The organism is Robiginitalea sediminis, assembly GCF_002198115.1.
GTDB classification, from domain to species: Bacteria; Bacteroidota; Bacteroidia; order Flavobacteriales; family Flavobacteriaceae; genus Robiginitalea; species Robiginitalea sediminis.
On record NZ_NGNR01000001.1, the window covers coordinates 1,185,917 to 1,205,325 of the forward strand.

17 protein-coding genes are annotated in these 19,409 nt (G+C 55.7%); 11 read left to right on the plus strand and 6 right to left on the minus strand.

Annotation, left to right across the window (positions count from 1 at the left end; genetic code table 11):
• Positions 1-3 precede the first annotated feature (3 nt).
• The 8 genes from CA832_RS05290 (at position 4) to tsaB (ending at position 9,003) form a co-directional block, all read left to right on the plus strand.
• The gene (locus tag CA832_RS05290) at positions 4-1,263 is read left to right on the plus strand and encodes an ABC transporter permease (RefSeq protein WP_088340487.1); all 1,260 of its coding nucleotides are present in this window, start codon (positions 4-6) and stop codon (positions 1,261-1,263) included.
• A 39-nt stretch (positions 1,264-1,302) separates the two neighbouring features.
• Positions 1,303-2,415, plus strand: coding sequence for an efflux RND transporter periplasmic adaptor subunit (locus tag CA832_RS05295; RefSeq protein WP_088340488.1), 1,113 nt, complete (start codon positions 1,303-1,305; stop codon positions 2,413-2,415).
• A 91-nt stretch (positions 2,416-2,506) separates the two neighbouring features.
• Complete coding sequence (locus tag CA832_RS05300) at positions 2,507-3,211, plus strand: ABC transporter ATP-binding protein (RefSeq protein ID WP_088340489.1); 705 nt, start codon at positions 2,507-2,509, stop codon at positions 3,209-3,211.
• Positions 3,201-4,433 carry an ABC transporter permease gene (locus tag CA832_RS05305; protein ID WP_088340490.1) on the plus strand — a complete coding sequence of 411 codons (1,233 nt, stop codon included), beginning with the start codon at positions 3,201-3,203 and terminating at the stop codon, positions 4,431-4,433. The genes CA832_RS05300 and CA832_RS05305 overlap by 11 nt, the downstream gene beginning before the upstream one ends.
• 1 nt (position 4,434) lies before the next feature.
• A complete protein-coding gene (locus CA832_RS05310) occupies positions 4,435-5,700 on the plus strand; it encodes an ABC transporter permease (protein WP_088340491.1) in 1,266 nt (421 codons plus the stop codon).
• Between the two features lie 41 nt (positions 5,701-5,741).
• Positions 5,742-6,872: an efflux RND transporter periplasmic adaptor subunit gene (locus CA832_RS05315; protein ID WP_088340492.1), complete on the plus strand. Its 1,131-nt coding sequence runs from the start codon at positions 5,742-5,744 to the stop codon at positions 6,870-6,872.
• Positions 6,873-6,927: 55 nt separating this feature from the next.
• Entirely contained in the window at positions 6,928-8,265 is a 1,338-nt protein-coding gene (locus CA832_RS05320) for a TolC family protein (RefSeq protein WP_088340493.1), read from the plus strand.
• A 66-nt stretch (positions 8,266-8,331) separates the two neighbouring features.
• On the plus strand, positions 8,332-9,003 hold the full coding sequence (tsaB, locus tag CA832_RS05325; RefSeq protein WP_088340494.1) for a tRNA (adenosine(37)-N6)-threonylcarbamoyltransferase complex dimerization subunit type 1 TsaB: 672 nt from the start codon (positions 8,332-8,334) through the stop codon (positions 9,001-9,003).
• Here tsaB and CA832_RS05330 read toward each other — a convergent pair.
• The 5 genes from CA832_RS05330 to CA832_RS05350 all read right to left on the minus strand — a co-directional run bounded on the left by CA832_RS05330 (position 9,000) and on the right by CA832_RS05350 (position 13,924).
• Positions 9,000-9,686, minus strand: a complete 687-nt coding sequence (locus CA832_RS05330; RefSeq protein ID WP_088340495.1) for a hypothetical protein — start codon at positions 9,684-9,686, stop codon at positions 9,000-9,002. The genes tsaB and CA832_RS05330 overlap by 4 nt on opposite strands.
• A gap of 50 nt (positions 9,687-9,736) precedes the next feature.
• Positions 9,737-10,567, minus strand: a complete 831-nt coding sequence (locus CA832_RS05335) for a mechanosensitive ion channel family protein (RefSeq protein ID WP_088340767.1) — start codon at positions 10,565-10,567, stop codon at positions 9,737-9,739.
• A gap of 81 nt (positions 10,568-10,648) precedes the next feature.
• Positions 10,649-12,679, minus strand: coding sequence for a thioredoxin domain-containing protein (locus tag CA832_RS05340; protein WP_088340496.1), 2,031 nt, complete (start codon positions 12,677-12,679; stop codon positions 10,649-10,651).
• A gap of 69 nt (positions 12,680-12,748) precedes the next feature.
• The gene (locus CA832_RS05345) at positions 12,749-12,949 is read right to left on the minus strand and encodes a dodecin family protein (RefSeq protein WP_088340497.1); all 201 of its coding nucleotides are present in this window, start codon (positions 12,947-12,949) and stop codon (positions 12,749-12,751) included.
• A gap of 72 nt (positions 12,950-13,021) precedes the next feature.
• A complete protein-coding gene (locus CA832_RS05350; protein ID WP_088340498.1) occupies positions 13,022-13,924 on the minus strand; it encodes a NifU family protein in 903 nt (300 codons plus the stop codon).
• A 123-nt stretch (positions 13,925-14,047) separates the two neighbouring features.
• Here CA832_RS05350 and CA832_RS05355 point away from each other — a divergent pair, with 123 nt between their 5' ends.
• Positions 14,048-15,073 carry a PorP/SprF family type IX secretion system membrane protein gene (locus tag CA832_RS05355; protein ID WP_088340499.1) on the plus strand — a complete coding sequence of 342 codons (1,026 nt, stop codon included), beginning with the start codon at positions 14,048-14,050 and terminating at the stop codon, positions 15,071-15,073.
• A gap of 76 nt (positions 15,074-15,149) precedes the next feature.
• Here the strand turns inward: CA832_RS05355 and CA832_RS05360 are convergent, their stop codons facing one another.
• Positions 15,150-16,283 carry a vWA domain-containing protein gene (locus CA832_RS05360; RefSeq protein WP_088340500.1) on the minus strand — a complete coding sequence of 378 codons (1,134 nt, stop codon included), beginning with the start codon at positions 16,281-16,283 and terminating at the stop codon, positions 15,150-15,152.
• A gap of 210 nt (positions 16,284-16,493) precedes the next feature.
• Between CA832_RS05360 and CA832_RS05365 the strand changes: the two genes are divergently transcribed.
• Together CA832_RS05365 and CA832_RS05370 are read left to right on the plus strand one after the other, a co-directional pair.
• On the plus strand, positions 16,494-18,680 hold the full coding sequence (locus tag CA832_RS05365; protein WP_088340501.1) for a histidine kinase: 2,187 nt from the start codon (positions 16,494-16,496) through the stop codon (positions 18,678-18,680).
• On the plus strand, positions 18,677-19,405 hold the full coding sequence (locus tag CA832_RS05370) for a LytR/AlgR family response regulator transcription factor (RefSeq protein ID WP_088340502.1): 729 nt from the start codon (positions 18,677-18,679) through the stop codon (positions 19,403-19,405). Before CA832_RS05365 ends, CA832_RS05370 begins: the two co-directional genes overlap by 4 nt.
• Positions 19,406-19,409 lie beyond the last annotated feature (4 nt).

Here is a 19,409-nt window from a genome sequence, read left to right on the forward strand (position 1 = left end):
GCCATGTTTAACAGAGATCGTTGGAAGGAAATATTAGAGGTGCTTACCAGCAATTGGTTCCGCACGGTCCTGACCGCTTTCGGGGTGTTTTGGGGTATCCTGATCCTGATTATCCTGCTGGCTGCCGGCCGTGGCCTTGAGAATGGCATCAAGGCCGATTTCGGGGATATCGCCACCAATACCATGTTTATCTGGACCCGCCGTACCACCAAGGCCTATAAAGGCCTGCCCAAGGACCGCGACTTCAACTTTAAGGTGGAAGACCGGGAAGTGCTCCGCACCCGGTTCCCCCAACTGCGCTTTATCTCTCCCCGCAACCAGCTCGGTGGCTTCCGCGGCGGGAGCAACGTAGTCCGGGGCATCAAAACCGGGGCCTACAATATATACGGGGACTACCCGGAGATCATCAACCAGGACCCTATGGGCATCACCTCGGGACGCTTTATCAACCACAGTGATATAGGGGAGAAACGCAAGGTGGCCGTCATTGGTGAAGGGGTGGTAGCCGAGCTCTACGAGCAGGGAGAAGAAGTCCTGGGCACCTACATCAAGATTCAGGGGGTGAACTTTATGGTGGTAGGGACTTATAAGAAAAAATCGAATGACGGAGACGGGGAAGAGGGCCAGAAGCAGATTTTTGTTCCCTTTACCTCCTTCTCCCAGGCCTTTAACCGGGCCGACAACGTGGGCTGGATGGCCATTACGGCCAAGGACGGCACCTCCATCACCTCCCTGAAGGAGCAGATCGTGTCCGTGCTGAAGGAAAAGCACAAGGTACACCCCGAAGACCAGCGGGCCATTGGCTATTTTGACCTGTATGAACAGTACAACCGGGTGGAAAGCCTCTTCGGGGCCATGCGTTTTATCGCCTATTTCGTGGGTATCCTGGTCCTGCTCTCCGGGATTATCGGGGTGAGCAACATCATGCTTATCGTGGTCAAGGAGCGCACCAAGGAAATCGGGATTCGGCGGGCCCTGGGCGAGCAGCCCTGGAGCATCCGCAAGCAGATCCTGCTGGAGTCCCTGTTTTTAACAATTATCTCAGGAATGGCAGGGATTGCCATGGGGGCCTTGTTCATTTACGGGGTCAACTCCCTGTTGGACGCCAGCGGACCCGTAGACATGTTCGCCAACCCCAGCGTTAGCCTGGGCGTGGTAACGGGCGCCCTGGTTATCCTGATCCTCTCGGGGCTATTGGCCGGGTTTATCCCCGCCCAGAGCGCCATCCGCGTGAAACCCATTGACGCACTCAGAAACGAATAATTCATCATCAGAACTAACAGATAAAATACCAACACTGCCATGAAAAAATCCGCAACCATCCTGATCCTGGTACTGATCCTGGTCACCTTTGGGGGAGCCATGTATTACCTGTACCAGAAGAACTCGGAAGACCCGGTGGTATACCAGACCGAGAAACCCACCCGCCAGAATATAGTGCGTAAAACGGTGGCAACCGGGAGTATCCTCCCCCTGGAAGAAGTCCTCATCAAACCCAATATTTCCGGGGTTATCGAAGAGGTCTATGTGGAAGGGGGCGATTACGTGAAGGCCGGCGATCTCATCGCCAAGCTCAAAGTGGTCCCCAACCTCAGTGCCCTGAACGATGCCCAGAACGCCATCCAGGATGCCAAGATTACCCTCAACGACCGCCAGCGTAACTACGAGCGTCAGCTTACCCTTTTTCGAAAGGGCGTCATCTCCCAGGCAGACCTGGACCGCGCCCAGGTAGATTACGACCAGGCCAAGCAGGGCTACGCCGCCGCCAACAAGCGCTACGATATTGTGAAGACCGGGACCACCAGCGGGCTGAGCAGCGCCGCCAATACCCTGATCCGGGCCACTGTTAGCGGCATGGTGCTGGAAGTTCCTGTAGAAGTCGGGAACCAGGTCATCGAGGCCAATACCTTTAACGAGGGCACCACCATTGCCGCTATTGCAGACACTGACAAGATGATTTTCGAAGGGAAGGTAGATGAATCCGAAGTGGGCAAGATCCGGGAGGACCTCCCCCTTGAGATTACCGTTGGGGCCATAGAAGACCAGGTATTCGATGCTGTCCTGGATTACATCGCCCCCAAGGGTAACGAGGAAAACGGCGCGATCCAGTTCGAGATCAAAGGGACCCTGAAGAAAAGCGACAGCGTATTTATCCGCGCCGGCCTCAGTGCCAATGCGTCCATCATCCTGGGGCGTGCAGACAGCGCCCTGGCCCTGAAGGAGGCCCTGGTTCAATTCGACCCGGAGACCAAGAAGCCCTATGTGGAAGTAGAGGTAGGGTCCCAGCAGTTCGAGCGCCGCGACCTGGAGTTGGGCATCAGCGACGGGATTTTTGTGGAGGTCAAGTCCGGCATTGGGGAGGACGATGCCATCAAGGTCTGGAATGCCCTGACCCCTTCGGGTGCCGGCCTCTGATTACTTTAACATAATATTCACAAAAAGGTTGTAACAAAACCGCCCTTGTGTGGTCTAATCCTTTGTTCGGCCTCTTAGAAAGACACCAACCATGATTGAAATCAGAGATCTACACAAGTCCTACCAGATGGGGAGCAATTCCCTGCATGTGCTGAAAGGGATTAACTTTAAGGCAGAGGAGGGGGAGCTCGTGGCCATTATGGGCTCGTCCGGCTCCGGCAAGTCTACCTTGCTCAATATCCTGGGGATGCTCGATGAGGCAGACACCGGGGACTACATCCTCGACGGGGTGAAAATCGAAAAACTCAGTGAGACCAAGGCCGCCCGGTACCGCAACAAGTTCCTCGGGTTCGTCTTCCAGTCTTTTAACCTGATCAACTATAAAACGGCCATGGAAAACGTGGCCTTGCCGCTCTACTACCAGAAAGTAAGCCGGAAGGACCGCGAGACCAAAGCCCTGAAATATCTGGAACAGGTAGGGCTGAAAGAGTGGGCCAACCACCTGCCGAGCGAGTTGTCCGGGGGGCAGAAGCAGCGTGTGGCCATTGCCCGCGCCATGGCTGCCGAGCCCAAGGTGCTGCTGGCCGATGAGCCTACCGGGGCCCTGGACAGTACCACGTCCTACGAGGTCATGGACCTGATCCAACAAATCAACGACCAGGGCAACACCATCCTGGTAGTGACCCACGAGGAGGACATTGCCCATATGTGCAAACGGATTATCCACCTCCGCGACGGTGTTATTGTAGAGGACAAAAAAATCGACCAGGTAAGAGCTTCCGAATATGTTCAGTAGGGATACTTGGCGCGAAATCTTTATCACCCTCCGCAAGAATAAACTACGGACCTTCCTCTCCGGGTTTACGGTTTCCCTTGGGATCCTGATCTTTATTACCCTTTATGGGATGGGGAACGGGCTGATCAATACCTTCGACGAGTTCTTTTCCCAGGACGCCACCAACGTCCTCTATGTCTTCCCCGGACGGACCACCATGCCCTACAAGGGGTATAAGTCCAACCGGACCATCGAATTCGATAACACCGACCTGGAGGACATCAAGAAAAATTTCCCCATGTTCCTTGAACACCTCTCGCCCCGGATTTTCCGCTCGGCACTGGTGAAATACAAGGAGGAATCCAACAACTACACCACCATTGGGGTAGACTGGGGGCAGCAGTTTGCCGAGAAGACCATCATGATGAAGGGCCGGTACCTGAACCAGATGGACGTAGAGGATAAAACCCGCAACGCGGTTATCGGCCGCCTGGTGGAGATCGACCTGTTTGGGACCGAAAATGCCATCGGGAAATACATCGATGTGGGGGGGAGTGTTTTTAAGGTAATCGGCGTTTTTCAGGACGACGGGGGCGACAACGAGGAGCGCCAGATCTACATCCCCTATACCACCCGCCAGCTCATCGAGAAAAATACTGACGAGATCGGCCAGATTGTGGTGCAGTTCAAGCCCGAATTGGGCTATACCGGGGCCATGGCCCTGGAGCGCAACCTGGAGCGCTATATGAAAGACAAGAAATTCATCCACCCGGACGACCGCAATGCGATCTTCATCCGGAACGTGACCGACAACCTTAAGCAAAACCAGGATTTTGCCGGGGTACTGCAGATGATCGTGACCATCGTGGCCTTCGGGACCATTATCGCCGGGATCATCGGCATCAGCAATATCATGGTCTTCGTGGTGAAGGAACGCACCAAGGAAATCGGGATCCGCAAGGCTATTGGGGCTACCCCTCGCAGCGTGATCAACACCATCCTGCTGGAGTCTGTCTTCATAACCACGGTTTCCGGGTTTGTGGGGATGCTCATCGGGATCGGCCTGTTGCGTTCCCTCGGCGATTCCCTGGCCGACGACTACTTTATCACCAACCCCTACATCAGTACCGGGGTGGCGGTATTCGCCACGGTCCTGCTGATTGTATTCGGCGCCATTGCCGGGTATGTGCCAGCACGGCGTGCGGCGCGGATCAAACCCATTGTAGCCCTAAGAGACGAATAAGATGCGATTGTTATTCGATAAAAATACCTGGCAGGAGATTTTCGGTTCCATCGGAAAGAATAAGACCCGTACCATCATTACGGTAATCGGGGTACTCTGGGGGATCTTCATCTACATTGCCCTGGCCGGGGCGGCCAAAGGCCTCGACAATGGTTTTGAACGCAATTTCGAGACTGTTGCCAAGAACTCCCTCTGGGCCTGGACCAACCGGACCAGTATCCCCTACGGCGGGTTTAAGATTGGCCGTGCCGTACCGCTCAAGGTGGGGGACGCCGAAGTGCTTCGCAACCGAATCCCTGAAATCGAGTATATCGCCCCGGTCAATACCAAGGGGGTATTCGGAGGGGAAGCTGCCCTTACCGTCCGGGGCCTGAAATCCAACTCCTATCCGGTTTACGGGTATTTCCCGGAAATCGCCAAAATGGCCACCCAGAAGATCTACGACGGGGGTCGCTTTATCAACGAAGAGGATATGGAGTATTCCCGGAAGGTATGCGTGATAGGCGAGCGGGTGGAACAGGAAATGTTCGAAGAGGACGAAAACCCCATAGGGGCGTACATCCGGGTAGAAAATGTCTATTTCCAGGTGGTGGGGGTCCACAAATTCTCCCAAACCACCCCTTTTGGTACCGACGGCGATATTTTTATCCCCTTCAACACCTTTAAGAAACTATACAATACCGGGGAATCGGCCCAGTTTTTTACCATTGCCGCCTACGACGATGCCGACGTGGTGCAGGTGGAGAAGGACGTAAAACGGGTCCTGAAAAGCATCCACCGGGTACACCCGGACGATGAGCGGGCCATTGGGTCCTTCAACCTGGGTGAGATTTTCGGCCGGATTATGGGCTTTGCCCAGGGGATTACCTTCCTCTCCCTCATTGTGGGTCTGGCCACCATCCTGGCCGGGGTCATCGGTATCGGGAATATCCTGCTGATTTCTGTAAAGGAACGCACCAAGGAACTCGGAATCCGCCGGGCCCTGGGGGCTACTCCCGGGGAGGTCCGCACCCTGATCATCCTGGAATCGGTATTCCTTACCATGCTGGCCGGGGTTATCGGGATTATCCTCGGGGCGGGTGTCCTGAGTATCATCAATATGATGACAGCCAGTAATACAGATTTCCCCTATACCAACCCTACCGTACCCATACCCCTGGTTATCGGGGCCCTGCTGGTGATGGTGATCCTCGGGACGCTTATCGGGCTAATCCCCGCCCAGCGCGCCGTGAGCATTAAACCCATAGATGCCCTCAGGGAAGAATAAAACGTAAAACAGAGAAACATTAAATACCAACAACTACTACGATGAACAAGTTTGTGAAATACGCATTGATCGCCATCCTGGTTTTCGGGGCGATGGGCGCCGCGGTCTTCTTTATCAAGACCAACAGCAAGTCAGCCGTCACCTACGAAACCCAGAAGCCCTTTATTTCCAAAATCGAACGGAAAACCGTGGCAACAGGCAAGGTGGTCCCTGAAGAAGAAGTGGAGATCAAGCCGCAGATTTCGGGGATTATCGACCGCATCTATATGGAAGAGGGCGACCAGGTTCGCGCCGGCGACCTGATTGCCGTCATTAAGGTGGTGCCCAACGAGCAGTCCCTGAACCAGTCCCGCGGGCGGGTGCGCAATGCGGAGATCGCCCTGAACAATACCAAGATCGAATACGACCGGAACAAAACGCTGCATGCACGCGGGGTTATTTCCGACCAGCAGTTCAACAATCAGCAACTGGCGTACGACCAGGCCGTTCAGGAGCTGGAAAATGCCCGGGCAGATTACCAGATCATCCTGAAGGGATCGGCCGGAGGCTCCTCCAGCGCCAACACCAATATCCGGGCCACCGTAAATGGTACCATCCTGGAAATCCCCGTGGAAGAGGGAGACCAGGTTATTCAGTCCAACAACTTCAACGATGGGACCACCATCGCCACCATCGCCGACCTTGGGAATATGATTTTCGAAGGGCAGGTAGATGAAGGCGAGGTAGGCAAGTTGCGCCTGGGTATGCCTTTGGAAATCAGCCTGGGGGCCATCGAGGGGCAGACCTTCGAAGCTACCCTGCGCTTTATCGCCCCCAAGGGTGTGGAAGAGGCCGGTGCCGTACAGTTCAAGATTGAAGGGGATGTAACGGTTAACGACAGTGTGATGGTGCGTGCCGGCTACAGTGCCAACGCTTCCCTTACCCTGGAGAAAAAGGATAGTATCATGGTAATTCCCGAAGCGCTGTTGCAATTCGACCGGGAAACCGACAAACCGTATGTGGAGGTGGCCACCGGCGACCAGCAGTTTGAGCGCCGCGAAATCGAAGTGGGGATCTCCGACGGGGTGAATGTGGAAATCGTTTCCGGCCTCGAGATGGAAGACGAGGTTAAGATCTGGAACAAAACAGAGCCCATAAAGCGGGGGGAAGAGGAAGAGGAGGCTGAAGAGTAGACCCTGACGCAACCTGCTATACAATCAACGCTTTGAATTAATCAAAAAACGAATCATGAAATTTCGACTATTACTTGCCATTGCCCTTTTATCGCTGGGGTCCCTCAGCGGGCAAATGCGCAAATGGACCCTGGAAGAGTGTGTGACCTATGCCGTGGAGAACAACCTGACCATCCAGCAGTTCGAACTGGACCTGGACAATGCCCGGATAGACAAATCCGACGCCATTGGCGGGCTGTTGCCCCGGGTAAATGCCCAGTTGCAGGGTGGCGGGAACACGGGTCTTACCTTCGACCCAACCACCAATGCCCCGGTAACCACGACCATTATTACGGCTACCGGTAACGCAACGGCCACTATGAACCTCTTCGACGGCCTGCGCAACGTCAAACGCCTGCAACGGGCCAAGATGAACGCCCTGGCCAACCAGTATCGCCTGGACAACCTCAAGGACGATATCCGGCTGAATGTGGCCAATTCCTATTTGCAGGTGCTCTCCAACAAGGAGTCCCTGAAGGTTTTCAGAGCCCAGTATGCCGTGACCGAACAGGACCTGATCCGTACCCGCGAGCAGGTCGATGCTGGGGTTTTACCACGGGGAGACCTCTTGGAAGTGGAGGCGACCGCGGCCAACCAGGAGCAGCAGATCGTTAATGGGGAAAACCAGGTTTTGCTCTCCCGGATTGCCCTGGCCCAGCTGTTGCAGATCACGGATTATGAGAATTTCGACATCGCCGACGAGGCGTTCGACGTCCCGGCAACCGAAGTCCTGGATAACAACCCAAAGGTGATTTTCGACAAGGCCATGACCTTCCGCAATGATATCAAGTTTGCGGAGTCTAACGTAGAGCTGGCTAAGAAGGATTTGGAGATTGCCAAAGGCGCTTATTTTCCAACCCTGGGGGCCTTCTTCAACTACAATACCCGGTATTCCGACCAGACCCGCGACCCGCTTACCGGCGGGGAGGTAAGTTTTGCCGACCAGCTTTGGCTCAATGACGGTATTTCCTACGGGGCACAATTGTCTATCCCCATTTTCAATGGCAATACCACACGCAACAACGTGAAGCGCTCCCAGATTGACCTGATGCGTTCCGAATTGCAATTGGAGCAGAACAAACTGGATTTGGAATCCAATATCAATACGGCATATGTGGATGTAAGCAATGCGGCCAAGACTTACGAGGCAGCCCAGAAAACCCTGGAGGCCCGCCGCCTGGCATTCGATTATGCCCAGGAGCGCTATGAAGTGGGTCTGATGAACGCCTTCGATTACAGCCAGGCGCAGGCGCGCGTGGACAATGCCGAAGCCGAAGTGATCCGTTCCAAGTACGACTATATCTTCCGCATCAAGGTGCTGGAATTCTATTTTGGCCTGCCCATACAATTGTAACAGGTCATAGACACGCTTTTCAGGACCCGCCTTTCATAACGAAGGGCGGGTCCTTATCTTTGGGCCATGGCAATACTTCTGTGTTTGGAAACGGCGTCTACCAATTGTTCGGTAGCCCTTTTTGAGGGCGACCGCCTGCTGGCCATGCGGGAGGACCGGACCGATGCGTATACCCATGGGGAGGAGTTGCACGGTTTTATAGCGGAGGTGTTGCGGGACCAGGGTCTGGAACCTGCAGCCCTGGATGCGGTTGCCGTGGGGAAAGGGCCAGGGTCCTTCACCGGTTTGCGCATTGGGGTTTCCGCTGCCAAGGGCCTCTGCTTCGCCCTGGAGATCCCGCTAATCGGGTTGCCTACCCTGGAAATCCTGGCCAGGACCCTCCGGGTGGAACAGGGGGTGTTGGTACCCATGCTCGATGCCAGGCGGATGGAAGTCTATGCTGCGGTGTACTCCAAGGATATCAGTCCGCTTCGGGAAACCCGGGCCGAAATCCTTACAGCGGACTCCTTTGCCGAATACCTCCCGGACGGACCCGTCCACCTGCTGGGCAGCGGGGCTGCGAAAGCCGGCGAACTCCTGCCAGGTCCTTCCTTTCAGTGTTATCCGGAACACATGCCTACAGCAAAGACCATGGGGCCGATGGCCCATGAGCGCTATTCAAAGGGTCTGTTCGAAGATGTGGCTTACTTTGAGCCGTATTACCTCAAAGACTTTATCCCCGGTGGGGGTAAAGGTTAATTCAGGGCCTCCAGGGAATTATAGTAATTGACCACTGCCACGGCATCCGAGAGCTTCCTCAGGTTGAGATCGTTATCCTCGATAAAGGCGGCCAGCTCGCTGCGGTGGGCTTCCAGGTTTCTGAGCAGGTCCCGCTTGTTGAGGGTTACCTCCACCATGGCTGCCCCATCGATACTGAGGTAATAGGTAGAGGCATCGAAATATTCCGGCTCCCGGGCATCTTCATACCCGTGATCCGGCATTTTGGGTTTTCGGAAATGCTTCAGGGGGCGCTGGAACAGGACCACTTTCTGGTCCTTGGCGTTGAGCGGGTTGAAGTAGGCCCGGAAAATTTCCCCCCGCACTTTATACGGATGGACCTCGTAGACCAGGTCTCCCAGGGTTACGGTGATATTTTCCCGTTTCAGCAGGGCTCGGGCAGTGCCTTCCGACAGGTATTCCATGTCTCCGGTAAAGGCGTTAAAGCGCATGAGTTTTTCCTCTACCAGGGTGCCCTGTGGGTTCTCAATTGTTATGGTTCCTTTTTTGTAGAGTTCATCTACATAAGGGCTCCCGTTGATGGGGAGCTCGTATTCCACAATGTGCAGCATCCCATGGTGCCGCATTTCTTTGTTTCCGTTGTACTGTCCAAAAGCGGCCCAGGAGCTGAAAAGCAGCACGGGGGCCCATATCCATGTCTTCATATCATCTGCATTTAACAGTATAAGGTACTAAATTTCAATGAAATATACAACTATTTTGCGCTGGAAGCCATATGCACCTGCCGCTGGGGAAAGGGGATTTCAATGCCTTCGGCGTCGAAACGCAGCTTCAGGGTCTCCAGGACGTGGAAATGCGCTGCCCAGAAATCCTCGTTCTTGGCCCAGAACCTCAGGGAAAGCTCCACGGCGCTGTCTGCCAGGCGGCCCACATAGACTTCCGGTACGGGTTCCTCAAGAATGCGCCCGTCTTCGCGGCATATTTCCAGCAGGATTTCTTTTGCCTTCCGGATGTCCGACCCATAGCCGATGCCGACATCTATTTTATCGCGACGGGTACCCTCTGCGTTGAAATTGATGATGTTCTCATTGGAGAGTTTCCCATTGGGCAGGATAGCCACCTGGTTGCCGAAGGTGTTGAGCTTGGTGGTGAAGATGGATATTTCCTTCACAGTCCCGTCCACCCCCTGGGCGGAGATAAAGTCCCCGACCCGGAAGGGTTTGAAAACCAGGATGAGTACCCCCCCGGCGAAGTTCGCCAGGGACCCTTGCAAGGCAAGGCCTACAGCCAGGCCGGCTGCCCCTACCATCGCCACCAGGGATGAGGACTTCACCCCGAGTTGGGTAATTACCAGCACAAAGAGCAGCAGCTTCAGGCCAATTTTAATGAAGCTTTGCAAAAAGGTTTCCAGTGCCTCATCGTAATCCTTCCGGTCGAAAAACCGGCGTACCCATCCATTGATGATCCGGATAACCCAAAGGCCGAGCACCAGGATAATGGCTGCGGTAACTAGGTTGGGTAAAAATTCCCAGAACCAGCTGATGAATTCGTCCAGGTAGGAGCGGTAGTTTTCGAGAGTTTCCATATAGGTGTACAGTTCGGTTTTTAAGTTTTTTTTGCAGTGCAAAGGTACGCACTGAAGGGACTTCTTCTGTTTAAGGAAGTGTTAAGCCAGAGCGTCCAGGGCTTCGGAAACCGTGGCTACAGGCTGTTTGCAGCTCCCTTCCTCACAGACATAAATCCGGGTTTGCCCGGGGTCGAAGCGGCCCTGGAAAAGGGGAGCCTCGGAAGGGCCTTCCGCCCCTGCGAGCAAAACCTGGGGCAGGTACCGGTTCCCGATTTCGGCCAGCAACCCCCGGGCCTGCGTCCCGCAAATGGCGATTTCCCGCAGAGGCCGGGCGCGCAGCAGCCCCAGGCGCATCCAGTTGGCGTACTGCCCGCTGTAGCGTTCCATAGACGGTACCACGGAGCCGAGCATGGCCTCGGCACGCCGGATCCAGGCGGTCTCCCCATAGAAAACCCCCAATTGTACCAGGGCGTGAGCCACTGTGGAATTGGAGGCAGGGATTACATTGTCTGCCGTTTCCACGCTCCTTCTTATGAGTTCCGGGTCCTGGTCCGAATTGAAGTAAAACTGGGCTTGGCCCGATTCGGAAAAATGGTCCATGACATAGGAGAGCAGCGTCTTTGCCCGTTCCATCCAACATATATCCAGGGTTACGGTATACAGGTGCAGGAACCCTTCCATTACGGCGGCGTAATCCTCCAGGAACCCATTCCCCTTGGGGGAGCCGGAAGCGCACCCATGGGGAAGGCGCCCCTCTGGCTCCATGAGCCCGTAGAGGAATTCCCCGAGAGACACTGCCGCTTCCAGGGCATCCGGGAAACCGCAGTAGCGGTAAGCATCGGCCAGGCCTGTCAGCAAAAGCCCGTTCCAGGATACCAGGACCTTGTTGTCCAGCCTGGGGCGCGGCCGTTTGCTCCGATGGGATGCCAGGGCCTTCAGGGCGGTCTCGAGGCGTTGTTCGAAAGCCTCGGTCTCCATGCCCAGGGCCTGGGCTGCCTCCGGGTTGGTATCGGTGCGGATCAGCACATAATAGCCGTCTTCCCAGTGCCCGAATGCATCGATGTGGAACACCTGGCTGAACCAGTCGAAGTCTTCCCCCAGGATTTCCCGAAGCTCGGCTTCGCGCCACCTGTAGTAGGCCCCTTCGGTCAGGTTGCCCTCAGGGTCCAGGCTGTCGGCATCCAGGGAAGCATAGTACCCACCCTGGGGGCAGGTGAGCTCGGCATAGATGAAATCGATGGTCCCCCGGACCACCTGGCGGTACTGCGCATCGCCGAAGCGGGCGTATCCCTGGGCGTACAGGCCCAGCAGTTGGGCATTGTCGTAAAGCATTTTTTCAAAATGGGGGACATGCCAGCGCGCATCTACGGAGTACCGTGCAAACCCGCCTCCAACAGGGTCGTACAACCCACCATGGGCCATCCGGGTAAGGGTGTTCCTCACGTGCTGAGATACGCCCTGGTCTTCCTGCTCCTGCCCCCAATGCATCAGAAAGCGCAGGGTTACGGGCATCATGAATTTAGGGGCACCCTGGCTGCCCCCATATTCCGGGTCAAACCTGCGGCTCCATTGCCCCACCCAAGTCTCCATGGCCTGGAGGGTAGGAAGGCCTGTTCCGGTTTCCGGTTCCGGGAGGTTGATTTTCCGTACGGCATCGGTGAGGTTCTCCGCATAGTCTGCCACCTTCTGCCCTTCGTTGCGGAAGAGGCGGTCCAATTGCACCAGGGCACTGATCCATTTTTCCCTTGGCACGTAGGTGGCTCCCCAAAACGGCCGTCCATCCGGGAGGGCTACCACGTTTAATGGCCACCCACCCGAACCGGTCATCACCTGGAGGGCATCCATATAGATCTGGTCCACATCCGGCCGCTCCTCCCGGTCCACCTTAACGGGGATAAACCGGGTATTCATGACTTCTGCCACCTCCGGGTCTTCGAAACACTCCCTTTCCATGACATGGCACCAGTGGCAGGCGGCATACCCAATGCTGATCAGCAGCGGTTTGTTTTCGCGGACAGCCCGCTGCAACGCCGCTTCGCCCCAGGGCATCCAGGCCACGGGGTTGTAGGCGTGCTGCAACAGGTATGGGCTGGTCTCCGAGATGAGGGCATTCGGGGTTTTTCCTTCCATTTCTTCAGGGTTGAATTTAAAAAAAGGCGCCCGTTGGGGCGCCTCGTTCCGGTTGCATCGCGCAGGGCGCTACTTCACTTCGAAGGTGATTTTGACATTCACGCGATACTGGTCTATTTTGCCGTCCTTTACCGTGGCGCTCTGCTCGTTGATATACACCGAACGGATATGTTCCACAGATCTGGAGGCCTGGGCCAGCGCCTTTTGGGCGGCATCCTCCCAGCTCTTATCCGAGTTTGCCAATACTTCGATTACTTTTAAAACTGCCATAATTTCTAAAGGGTTAATGGTTCCTCCTCAAAGTAAGAAATCCGGCAGCAAAACACAAGGGTTTCCCGCCTTTTATCCATTGATGGCCACCACTTCGGACACCTTGTCTCCCAGCATGTTCTGCAGCATGGTCTGGATCCCGTTTTTCAGGGTAAAGGTGGAGGAAGGGCATCCGGAACAGGCGCCCTGAAGGATGACATTTACCGTTTTGCTCTCCGGTTCGTAGGACTGGAAAACGATGTTCCCCCCGTCACTGGCCACGGCCGGTTTGACGTATTCTTCCAGGATGCCCACAATTTCCCGGGAGGTCTCGTCCAGATCGGAATCTGCGGCGGTTCCCTGAGGGGTAGCGAACTGCCGGGCCTGGACCGCACCTTCGCTGATCACGGTGCCCCCGTCTGCCAGGTACTCCCGGATAAATTCGCGCAGGGGCATGCTCACTTCGTTCCAGTCTGCCACCTCGTATTTGGTAACCGAGATATAGTTCAGGTCCATAAAGACCTCTTTGACAAAGGGGTATTCGAAGAGTTTGCGCGCCAGGGGCGAATCCTTTGCCTGGTCGATATCCTTGAATTCGAAGACGGTATCGACCAGTTTTTTATTGGCCACGAATTTCATGACCGCGGGGTTGGGGGTTACCTCGGCGTAAACCGTTACGGGGAGGCGTGTGGGTTTTTCCGATTCCAGCACGATGGGCTCCCCTGCGTTGAGGTATTCCACCAGTTGCTGGGCCACGGCATCCTTGACGTCTTCCCATTGCACAATATCAAAGCGTTCCATGGCGATAAAATTGCCGGAGATATATACGGTTTTGATGAAGGGAAGGTGGAAGAGCTGCTGGGCCAGGGGGGAATTCTTGGCCTCATCTATGTTGCCGTATTCGTAGTTGCCGTGCTGTACCAGGGCCTGGTTGGCCTCGAATTTCAGGATAGCCGGGTTATTGGTTTTCTGAACGGTGATGACGTAATCGCTCATAGCTGCTGTTTTGCGTCCAAAAATACGGCTTTTACAGGGTTTGCAGGGCATAATAATGTGCAGATTCTTCCGTTATACACTATATTTAAAGCCCTAACGCCTTTGCGTGCCCAGACCTACTGCATGAAGCGCTTCCTCTCCGCCTTACCTGTCCTGCTTTGCCTTTTCCCGTTCCTGGTGAGGGCCCAGGAAGGAATCCCTGTGTATTTCGACTACCTGGCCGATAATTACTACCTGGTCTATCCGTCCATGGCGGGGATTGGAGAAGGGGGGAAAATCCGCCTTACGGCCCGCAAACAGTGGTTTAGCGTGGAGGAAGCCCCCAATATGCAGACCATTAACGCGCATTACCGCATTCCCGGGACGCGCAGCGGGATAGGGGCAATTCTCTTTAACGATGCCAACGGCTACCATGCCCAAACCGGCGTTAAGTTTACATATGCCCACCACCTGCCCTTCGGGGAGGACATCCGTATCCTGAACCAACTCAGTTTCGGGATCAGCCCGACCATCCTGCAGAGCAGCCTGGACGAAACCGAATTCCGTTCGGTGGTGCCCGACCCTATAGTGACCGGCTCCAAAATCAGTGCCACGTATTTTAATGTGGATCTGGGCATGTCCTATTCCTATATGGAATTCTATGCCCATGCTGCCATCCTCAACCTCTTGGAAAGCAAAAGGGAGCTTTACCGCATTGGCCGGGCAGACCCGGATAACGTCCCGGTGATAGACAACCTAAGGCGGTACCTGTTTTCCGTGGGGTATGTATTTGGGCAGAGTAGCCTTCGCGTAGAACCCTCAGTGTTGTTCCAGCTCACCGATTTTACCCAGGAGAAAACCATCGATATCAACGCCAAGGTCTATAAGGATGTGGGCTTCGGAACCATTTGGGGCGGACTGTCCTACCGGCGCAGTTTCGATGGGGCACAATTTATCACCGCCGGGGAATTCGGCGAGCAGCGCCTGCAGCTGTTTACCCCTATTGTGGGTGTAAACGTAGACCGCTTCATGTTCTCCTATAACTACTCCTATCAAAGTGGTGATATCCGCCTGGACAATGGCGGTTTCCACCAGATTACCCTGGGGTACGACTTTGGCCCGAAGCGGGAGAACCGCTTCGATTGCTATTGCCCGGCAGCCAACTACTAGGGGGCAAAATGAAAAGCCCGGCCCCTGATCGGCAGGAAACCGGACTTCTCTCCAACGTCACCATCCTCCTTCGCGTTTAGCGGATCCAGTGGTACCCACGGGAACCCGCCTGTTTTTTTACGGCCTCAAGCAGGGCCTGTTGCAGGGTTTCCCCCGTCTCATTACGGTTTTCTGCCAGGAAGGCCTCCCGTTGCAGGTTCGCTTCCACGATCTCCTGCTGAATGGCATTCCGCCGGCTTTGCAGGGCTTCCAGGTGCGATTTCAGTGCCCGGGCATCCATATCCCGGAGTTCGGCAGGAAGGGCGTCCGCTTCGAGGGATTCCAGGTCTACCTTCTTATCCTTGTAGGCATCCACCAGGTCCCAGTTGCTGTTGGAATAGAATGCGGAGCTCTTGGAAACCGCCCGGGCCACCATAACCCCTTCTTCCATCTCCATGGCATTCATATCCTGCACGGCCTGTGCGCGCTTCTTTTCGGCCCCCCTACTGCCATAACCGATATAGGTTTTGTTCAGCTCCCGGTTGAGCCGGATAATGATATCGTCGTAAGGGGTGTCTATGTGTACAATGGCCTTGTTGTGGTCTATGGCAGTGTACTCCCCCTTGCCAAGACGTGCTCCGTCTGCCCACAGAGTACGGACCCCCAGGTGGTAGTCCCCGCAGAAAATGGTATTGACCACTACATCCCGCTCGTGTGCCTGGGCCATAACGGTTTCATAGGCGGTGCGCCCCTGGTTGAAGGGCTCGTTCCCTGCGATAAACATCATCTTCAGGTCGCCCGGTCTGCGGCTCCAGCCCAGTTGGTTCATGGCCGTTTGGATGACCTGCCCGCAATACTCCTCCCCCCCGTTGGTTTTCAGGCCAAAGAGCTGGGCAGAGAGTTCGTCCAGGTCGGAGGTAAACGGCACCACCTGCCGGATATACCCCTCCCGTGCCTCAAGGCCGTCATTGCCGTACTCGTAAAGGGCGATTTCCAACAGGGGCGTTTTCGATTCGCGGCACCTGACATAGGTGAATTCATTGACCAAATCCCAGAGGGTGGCCTTGGCCTGGTTGATAAGCCCGTCCATGGAATTGCTGGTGTCCAGCAACAGGGCAATCTGGATTTTCGAAGTTTCGGGGGAGCGGGGCCCGGGTTGCCCGGCCGCGGACAGACTTGATGTTCCTGTTAGCCATATAAGAGGAAACAACAGGGAAAAAATACGTTTCATAGCGGTGTTTTTTCTGGATTAGACCACCAACTTAGGGCGGTATTCCCCGGAAAAAAAAGGGCAATGAGGCAAGGGGTCCGGCGGGTGAGCCAACCGGTGCCCTGTATGAGCCACCCGGGCGATCCGGGCCATAAACCCCATGTTTTCGGTGGTTTTCGGTTTTTTTCTATCCGCTAAATGGACTAAGTTTATCGGGAGTAAACCCATCCTATGCGCCTCCGAATCCTCCTTGTCCTGGCCCTGGTGTCCTCTGTTGCAGTATTGCAGGGGCAGGACCCCGTGGTCCGGGCCGAATTTGACCTGGAGGGCCGGGTGGTAGCCGAGGCCAATGAAGCCCCGATCTTCGGGATAGAAGTGAGCACCGACCGCGGGCCGGTGGTCCGTACCAATGCCCTGGGGGAATTCAGGATCCGCGCTTCCCTGGGCGATGTCCTGATCGTACAGGGGGCCGATATCCAAACCGTCCGCCACCGGATCGGCAGCCGCGAAAGCATCAAGATCGTGGTGCGCGATGCCGAGGGGATCTCCTCCGGCCCCTCTGCCTCCAGGGGGGCGGCCCAGGCGGCGCGCCACCGGCAACTCCTGAATTCGGCCAACCGTTATAAGCGCACGGATATCCGCAAAAGCCTGGACTTCATTACCCGCTCCATTGAAATGCTGGACGGCAATGGCAACCCCCGGGAACTGGCCAGGTCCCTGACCACCCTCGGGGAGATCTACCAGTTCCACCGCCAGTACGACCTGGCCATCTCCAACTACCAGGAAGCCCTGGAGGCCTACGAGACCTTCCAGACGTTGCTCCTCCTGGGTAAGGCCTATGTGCTGGGCGGTTTTCCGGACCGGGCCATAGGCCTGCTGGAACGGGAAGTAGGCCGCAGCGGCCTGGTGCCCTACCAGCGGGTGGAGCTCTATGAAACCCTGGGGGATGCCTACAGGGAGCAGGGAAAAACAGCCCCTTCGGTCTCCTATTACCAGGAAGCCCTTACTATAGCGGAGAAGAACCAGATTGCCCCGAAGGTCCCGGACCTGAATTCCAAGATAGCGGATGCCTACGATGCGGCAAACCGCCCCCGGGAGGCTGAGGCCTATTATGGCAACTCCCTCAGGGAGGCAGAAGCCCAGAACCCTGCCCGGGCGGTACGGGAAAGCGAAAAGGTGGCCGATTTCTACAGCAAGCGCAGCCGGTTCCCAGAGGAAATCGCCCAACGAAAAAAGAGCCTGGAAAAGCTGGAGTCTATGGCTATTCAACCAGGGCTTCTGGAGGGGGACTCCATCACCTCCCAGGGGCTCAACTATAAGATTGGCCGGGCCTATGTGGCCCAATCCCGGTACGAGGAGGCTATCCCCTTCCTCTCCGAAAGTATCGAAGAGGCGAACACCCAGGGCGACCTGGTGGTGCAGAAGGACGCTACCCGGAAGTTGTCGGAGCTCTATCGGGACAGGGGGGATTTTGAAAAAGCCCTGGACCTGTACCAGCAATATGTGGCCCTGGTCGATACCCTTTATATCCGAAAGGAACAGGAGCTGGCCCGGGCGGCCCGCTTCAGCCGGGAAATGGCCAGCAGCCAGAACCGGATCAATTCCCTGGAGCAGGAGCGGGAACTCAACCAGAGCAAATACGACCTGGCCCGGGCCGAGCAGCGCCTGGCTGTTGAGCGGAACAAAAGACAGCAGTATATCATCTATTCCCTGATCTTCGGGATACTGCTTACCGGGCTGGCGGCCTTTTTCTACTACCGCAGCAACCGGCAGAAGGAGCTGGCCAATTACCTGCTGGCCCTCAAAGGGCTGCGCAGCCAGATGAACCCACACTTCATCTTCAACGCCCTGAATTCCGTCAACAATTATATCGCGCGTAACGACGAGCGCAGTGCCAACCGCTACCTCTCGGATTTTTCGCGACTGATGCGCACTGTGCTTGATAACTCGGAAAAGGATTTTATCCCGCTTAGCGAAGAGCTGGAACTCCTGGAGCTGTACCTGAAACTGGAACACGCCCGTTTCCCGGACAAGTTCGAGTACGCCATTTCGGTAGATCCGGGCGTAGATGTGGACGCCTACACCATTCCGCCCATGCTGCTGCAGCCCTACCTGGAGAATGCCGTTTGGCACGGCCTTCGGTACAAGGAGGAAAAGGGCCTGCTGCAGCTCAGCATCAGCCGGGTTTCGGACCAGGCTATCAGCATCAGTATCACCGACGACGGGGTGGGCCGCAAGCGTTCGGCTTCCCTTAAGACCAACAACCAGAAAAAGCAGAAATCCAAAGGGATGAGCAACATCCAAAGACGCATCGGCATCCTCAACCAGATGTACGGCGACCGCATTACCGTATCGGTGTATGACGGGAATGCCGACGGAACGGGGACGCGGGTCGTATTAATTCTCAGAAAGAAATGAACATAAAAGCCGTATTGATAGACGACGAGGCGCAGAGCCGGGAAATTCTGCGCACCTACCTGCAGAAGTACTGCCCCGAGGTGGAACTCCTGGGAGAGGCTGCCGATGTGAACCAGGGGGTGGAACTGATTAGCGCCACCCGCCCTGAACTGGTTTTCCTGGACGTGGAGATGCCGTTCGGCAATGCCTTCGACCTGCTGGACCGCATCCCGGAACGGAACTTCGAAACTATTTTTGTGACTGCCTACCAGCAGTACGCTATGGATGCGCTCAACAGCCATGCGGCCTATTATCTGATGAAGCCGATTTCCATAGACGATCTGGTGGCTGCCGTAAGTTATGTAAAGGATACCCTTGCACGGGAGGCCCGGCTCCACGACCGGGTCCTGAAAGGGGTGCAACGGGCAGAAGGCAAGGTAACCCTGCCCCAGCAGGACGGGTTTGAGGTACTGGACGTTTCTGACATCCATTACTGCAAGGCAGACGACAACTATACGGAAATCCACTTGGAAAAACGGCGGGTGGTGGTAAGCAAGACCCTGAAATATTTCGAGGAAGCGCTACAGGAGTACCCCTTTGTACGCATCCACAAGTCCTACCTGGTGAACGTCTCGGAAGTGGTCCGTTACCGCAGGGGCAAGGGAGGGAGCGTGGTGCTGGCCAGCGGGAAGGAGCTTCCCGTCTCCCCCTCCCGCAAAAAAGACCTGCTGAGTTATTTTGAATAGCCGT

Bases quoted from the DNA above. Each gene is read 5' to 3' on its own strand.
- CA832_RS05290 (WP_088340487.1), top strand. From the start codon at position 4: ATGTTTAACAGAGATCGTTGGAAGGAAATATTAGAGGTGCTTACCAGC.
- CA832_RS05295 (WP_088340488.1), top strand. From the start codon at position 1,303: ATGAAAAAATCCGCAACCATCCTGATCCTGGTACTGATCCTGGTCACC.
- CA832_RS05300 (WP_088340489.1), top strand. From the start codon at position 2,507: ATGATTGAAATCAGAGATCTACACAAGTCCTACCAGATGGGGAGCAAT.
- CA832_RS05305 (WP_088340490.1), top strand. From the start codon at position 3,201: ATGTTCAGTAGGGATACTTGGCGCGAAATCTTTATCACCCTCCGCAAG.
- CA832_RS05310 (WP_088340491.1), top strand. From the start codon at position 4,435: ATGCGATTGTTATTCGATAAAAATACCTGGCAGGAGATTTTCGGTTCC.
- CA832_RS05315 (WP_088340492.1), top strand. From the start codon at position 5,742: ATGAACAAGTTTGTGAAATACGCATTGATCGCCATCCTGGTTTTCGGG.
- CA832_RS05320 (WP_088340493.1), top strand. From the start codon at position 6,928: ATGAAATTTCGACTATTACTTGCCATTGCCCTTTTATCGCTGGGGTCC.
- tsaB (WP_088340494.1), top strand. From the start codon at position 8,332: ATGGCAATACTTCTGTGTTTGGAAACGGCGTCTACCAATTGTTCGGTA.
- CA832_RS05330 (WP_088340495.1), bottom strand. From the start codon at position 9,686: ATGAAGACATGGATATGGGCCCCCGTGCTGCTTTTCAGCTCCTGGGCC.
- CA832_RS05335 (WP_088340767.1), bottom strand. From the start codon at position 10,567: ATGGAAACTCTCGAAAACTACCGCTCCTACCTGGACGAATTCATCAGC.
- CA832_RS05340 (WP_088340496.1), bottom strand. From the start codon at position 12,679: ATGGAAGGAAAAACCCCGAATGCCCTCATCTCGGAGACCAGCCCATAC.
- CA832_RS05345 (WP_088340497.1), bottom strand. From the start codon at position 12,949: ATGGCAGTTTTAAAAGTAATCGAAGTATTGGCAAACTCGGATAAGAGC.
- CA832_RS05350 (WP_088340498.1), bottom strand. From the start codon at position 13,924: ATGAGCGATTACGTCATCACCGTTCAGAAAACCAATAACCCGGCTATC.
- CA832_RS05355 (WP_088340499.1), top strand. From the start codon at position 14,048: ATGAAGCGCTTCCTCTCCGCCTTACCTGTCCTGCTTTGCCTTTTCCCG.
- CA832_RS05360 (WP_088340500.1), bottom strand. From the start codon at position 16,283: ATGAAACGTATTTTTTCCCTGTTGTTTCCTCTTATATGGCTAACAGGA.
- CA832_RS05365 (WP_088340501.1), top strand. From the start codon at position 16,494: ATGCGCCTCCGAATCCTCCTTGTCCTGGCCCTGGTGTCCTCTGTTGCA.
- CA832_RS05370 (WP_088340502.1), top strand. From the start codon at position 18,677: ATGAACATAAAAGCCGTATTGATAGACGACGAGGCGCAGAGCCGGGAA.